Origin of the sequence: Pedobacter sp. (assembly GCF_035317785.1) — a bacterium.
Taxonomy (GTDB): domain Bacteria; phylum Bacteroidota; class Bacteroidia; order Sphingobacteriales; family Sphingobacteriaceae; genus Pedobacter.
Window position 1 is genome coordinate 1 of record NZ_DATHGC010000177.1, and the last position, 3,399, is coordinate 3,399.

Annotated in this window: 3 protein-coding genes and 1 pseudogene; 3 read left to right on the forward strand and 1 reads right to left on the reverse strand. The window is 46.2% G+C overall.

The window, feature by feature from the left end; genetic code table 11:
• From VK541_RS10865 to VK541_RS10875, 3 genes are all read left to right on the forward strand, one after another.
• The coding region (locus VK541_RS10865; protein WP_324369921.1) for a glycosyltransferase at positions 1-731 on the forward strand (731 nt) is incomplete at its 5' end.
• A gap of 23 nt (positions 732-754) precedes the next feature.
• A complete protein-coding gene (locus tag VK541_RS10870) occupies positions 755-1,504 on the forward strand; it encodes a glycosyltransferase family 2 protein (RefSeq protein WP_324369923.1) in 750 nt (249 codons plus the stop codon).
• Positions 1,505-1,618: 114 nt separating this feature from the next.
• The gene (locus VK541_RS10875; RefSeq protein WP_324369925.1) at positions 1,619-2,182 is read left to right on the forward strand and encodes a type 1 glutamine amidotransferase domain-containing protein; all 564 of its coding nucleotides are present in this window, start codon (positions 1,619-1,621) and stop codon (positions 2,180-2,182) included.
• A gap of 108 nt (positions 2,183-2,290) precedes the next feature.
• Here VK541_RS10875 and VK541_RS10880 read toward each other — a convergent pair.
• A pseudogene (locus VK541_RS10880) lies at positions 2,291-3,399 on the reverse strand (translational GTPase TypA); the annotation flags it as partial.

The following is a 3,399-nucleotide window of genomic DNA, read 5'->3' on the forward strand; positions in this document are numbered from 1 at the left end:
ATTCTGAACTGAACTGCCACATTGTAGCCCCCAGCAACTGGATGGCAAAATCCATAAAGCTGAGCAGTCTGATGGGTTTCAGGGAGGTCACCGTCATCCCAAACACCATCGAGACCAACATTTTCAAGCCCTACGTTAAAGCTGAAGCCAAAAAGATCTTAAAGATCAAGCCCGATAAATTTGTGCTGATGAGCGGTTTCATGCCCTCAAAAGACGACAAGCACAAAGGAACCTCCTACCTGATCGATGCATTGAATGACCTTTCCACCCGGCCGGGCATCATTAAAGAAAACATCGAGCTCATCATATTTGGCAATAAGCCCAATGCGGAAATGCCTCAATTCCCTTTTAAAACAACTTTTCTGGGAACCATCCACAATGATGAGCACCTGGCGAAATGCTATTCTGCCGCGGATGCCTTCATCACCCCCTCTCTGGAAGACAACCTTCCAAATACAGTAATGGAAAGCCTGGCTTGTGCCACACCTGTAGTCGCATTCAGGACCGGCGGCATTCCCGACATGGTGAGGCACCTGGAAAATGGCTATCTTGCTGAATATGAATCCTCAGAAGATCTGGCAACAGGTATGGAATGGCTTTACCACGAAGAGCATGGGCCCGAGATACAAAAAGAAGCGAGAAGAACAATATTAACTCAGTTCTCTGAAGCGGTTATTGCCGAAAAACACTTATTATTGTACCAAACCCTGTTAGACTTACAACCCAAATAACAATCCTCTAGACCTCCAGCAGAATGCAGCCAAAGTTAAGTGTCATTACTATCGTTTATAACAATGTAAAGGATATTGAGCGTACCATGCTTTCTGTGCTGAACCAGACCTATCCAAACATTGAATACATCATGATCGACGGCGGATCAAAAGACGGAACTGCAGAGGCCATCTATAAACACAAATCCAGGCTGGCACAGTTCATTTCAGAACCGGACAACGGCATTTATGACGCCATGAACAAAGGCCTGGCCCTGGCCACCGGCGACTATGTACTTTTCATGAATTCAGGCGATGAAATCTATGCCCCGGAAACGGTAACTGAAGTATTTGAAACCGCAGCCTCGGCCGACATTTACTATGGGGAAACGGAAATGTACAACGAGCGATGGGAAAGCCTGGGACAGCGAAGACATTGCGCCCCCGAGATATTCAACTGGAAAAGCTTCCGCTATGGCATGAGCATAAGCCATCAGGCAATTTATGTAAAACGAAGCCTGGCACAGCCCTTTGATCTCAGGTACAAATACAGTTCAGATATAGACTGGATCATCAGGGTCGCCAAAAACGCATCGAGCATTCTCAATACGCACATGTATGTGGCCAAATACCTGGTTGGCGGAATGTCCAAGAAAAAGCATTTTGCAAGTCTCAGGGAGCGTTTCCGCATCTTCAGCAAGTATTACGGTCTGATCCCCAACCTGATCAATCACCTCTTCATTGCCGGAAACCTGGCCATGTATTTTGTCCGCCACAGGCGGACTAACGATTAAGCGACTATTTTCAAATTATCAAAACAATACTTCTTTAAGAATGTCCTGTTATTGGGCGGGTTTAAAAAACCTGCTCTGATATCTTTTTATTCATCACCCTAAAATTTCAGAATTATGGGACAGTTAAGCAATAGAACAATAGCCGTTTTAGCAGAAAGCGGCTTTGAAGAATCCGAACTGACCAGTCCGGTACAGCGATTAAAAGAAGAAGGCGCTACCGTGCACATCATTTCTTCAAAACCCGGAAAGATCCAGGCCATGAAAGGCGACCATGAATGGACGATAACAATTGATGTAGACAGAACCCTCGCAGAGGTAAACGCAGACGACTACAATGGGCTGGTATTGCCGGGCGGAGTATTAAATCCCGACTCGCTGAGAAAAAATGAAGATGCCATTCAATTTGTGAAGGCATTTTTTGAAGCCGGAAAGCCGGTAGCCGCCATTTGCCATGGTCCGCAGGTGCTCATTACCGCAGAGGTGGTACAAGACCGGACACTGACCTCTACGAAGACCATCAAAATAGACCTGATCAATGCAGGTGCCAAATGGGTAGACGAGGAGGTCGTGGTTGACCAGGGTCTGGTCACCAGCCGCAGCCCCGCTGACCTCCCTGCCTTCAACGATAAAATAGTAGAAGAATTTGCCGAAGGCGTACACGAGGGCCAGCACGCATAATGCAGCCTCCATTCAAAAACAAACCCCTGCTGATTGAACTCAGCAGGGGTTTTCTATGGGAAATTTCTTAAATCCAGACCGGTATGAACCGGCCTTCAAATGAAGAAATTAGTTCTGGAACTTCTTGGCATTGATCTTACGCTCGTTCTCATTTAAGTAGATCTTACGCAAGCGCATGCTCTGCGGCGTTACTTCGATATACTCATCGGCCTGGATGTACTCCATAGCTTCTTCCAAAGAGAATTTGATCGCCGGTGCGATACGTGTATTGTCGTCCGTACCCGAAGCACGCATGTTGGTCAAAGCCTTGCCTTTTACAATATTGATCACTAAATCATTGTCACGAATGTGCTCGCCCAGGATCTGGCCTTCATAGATGTCCACTCCCGGATCCACAAAGAAACGGCCCCTGTCCTGCAGCTTATCAATTGAATAAGCAGTAGTGTTGCCTTTATCCATAGAGACCAGAACACCATTCAGCCTGCCCGGAATTACACCTTTCCACGGCTCGTAAGCTTTGAAACGGTGCGCCATGATCGCCTCTCCTGCAGTTGCAGTCAAAACATTGTTTCTCAAACCGATGATCCCGCGCGCAGGGATCTCAAACTCTAAATGCTGAAGATCACCTTTAGGCTCCATCACCAATAAATCACCTTTGCGCTGGGTCACCAGCTCGATTACTTTACCGGCAACTTCTCCTGGTACGTCAACGATCAAAGTCTCCATAGGCTCACATTTTTTACCGTCAATTTCCTTGATGATCACCTGTGGCTGACCTACCTGGATCTCATACCCCTCACGGCGCATAGTCTCGATCAGTACCGATAAATGGAGGATACCCCTGCCATATACCAGGTAAGAATCAGGAGATTCAGTCTCTATCACTTTAAGCGCCAGGTTTTTCTCCATTTCTTTATACAGACGCTCTCTCAAACGCTGAGAAGTCACAAATTTACCTTCTTTACCAAAGAATGGTGAGTTGTTGATCGTGAACAGCATGTTCATGGTCGGCTCATCAATTTTGATAACCGGCAATTGTTCCGGTGCCTCAAAGTCGGCAATGGTATCACCAATATCAAATCCGTCAATACCTACAACCGCACAAATATCGCCCGATTTTACTTCTGTAGTCCTGATCTTGCCCAGACCTTCAAAAGTATATAATTCTTTTACCCTTGATTTTACCATTTTACCATCGCGTTTGATCAAAGTAACCG

What these genes read in the sequence shown, in the direction of transcription:
- VK541_RS10870 (WP_324369923.1), top strand. Translation starts at nt 755, where the DNA reads ATGCAGCCAAAGTTAAGTGTCATTACTATCGTTTATAACAATGTAAAG.
- VK541_RS10875 (WP_324369925.1), top strand. Translation starts at nt 1,619, where the DNA reads ATGGGACAGTTAAGCAATAGAACAATAGCCGTTTTAGCAGAAAGCGGC.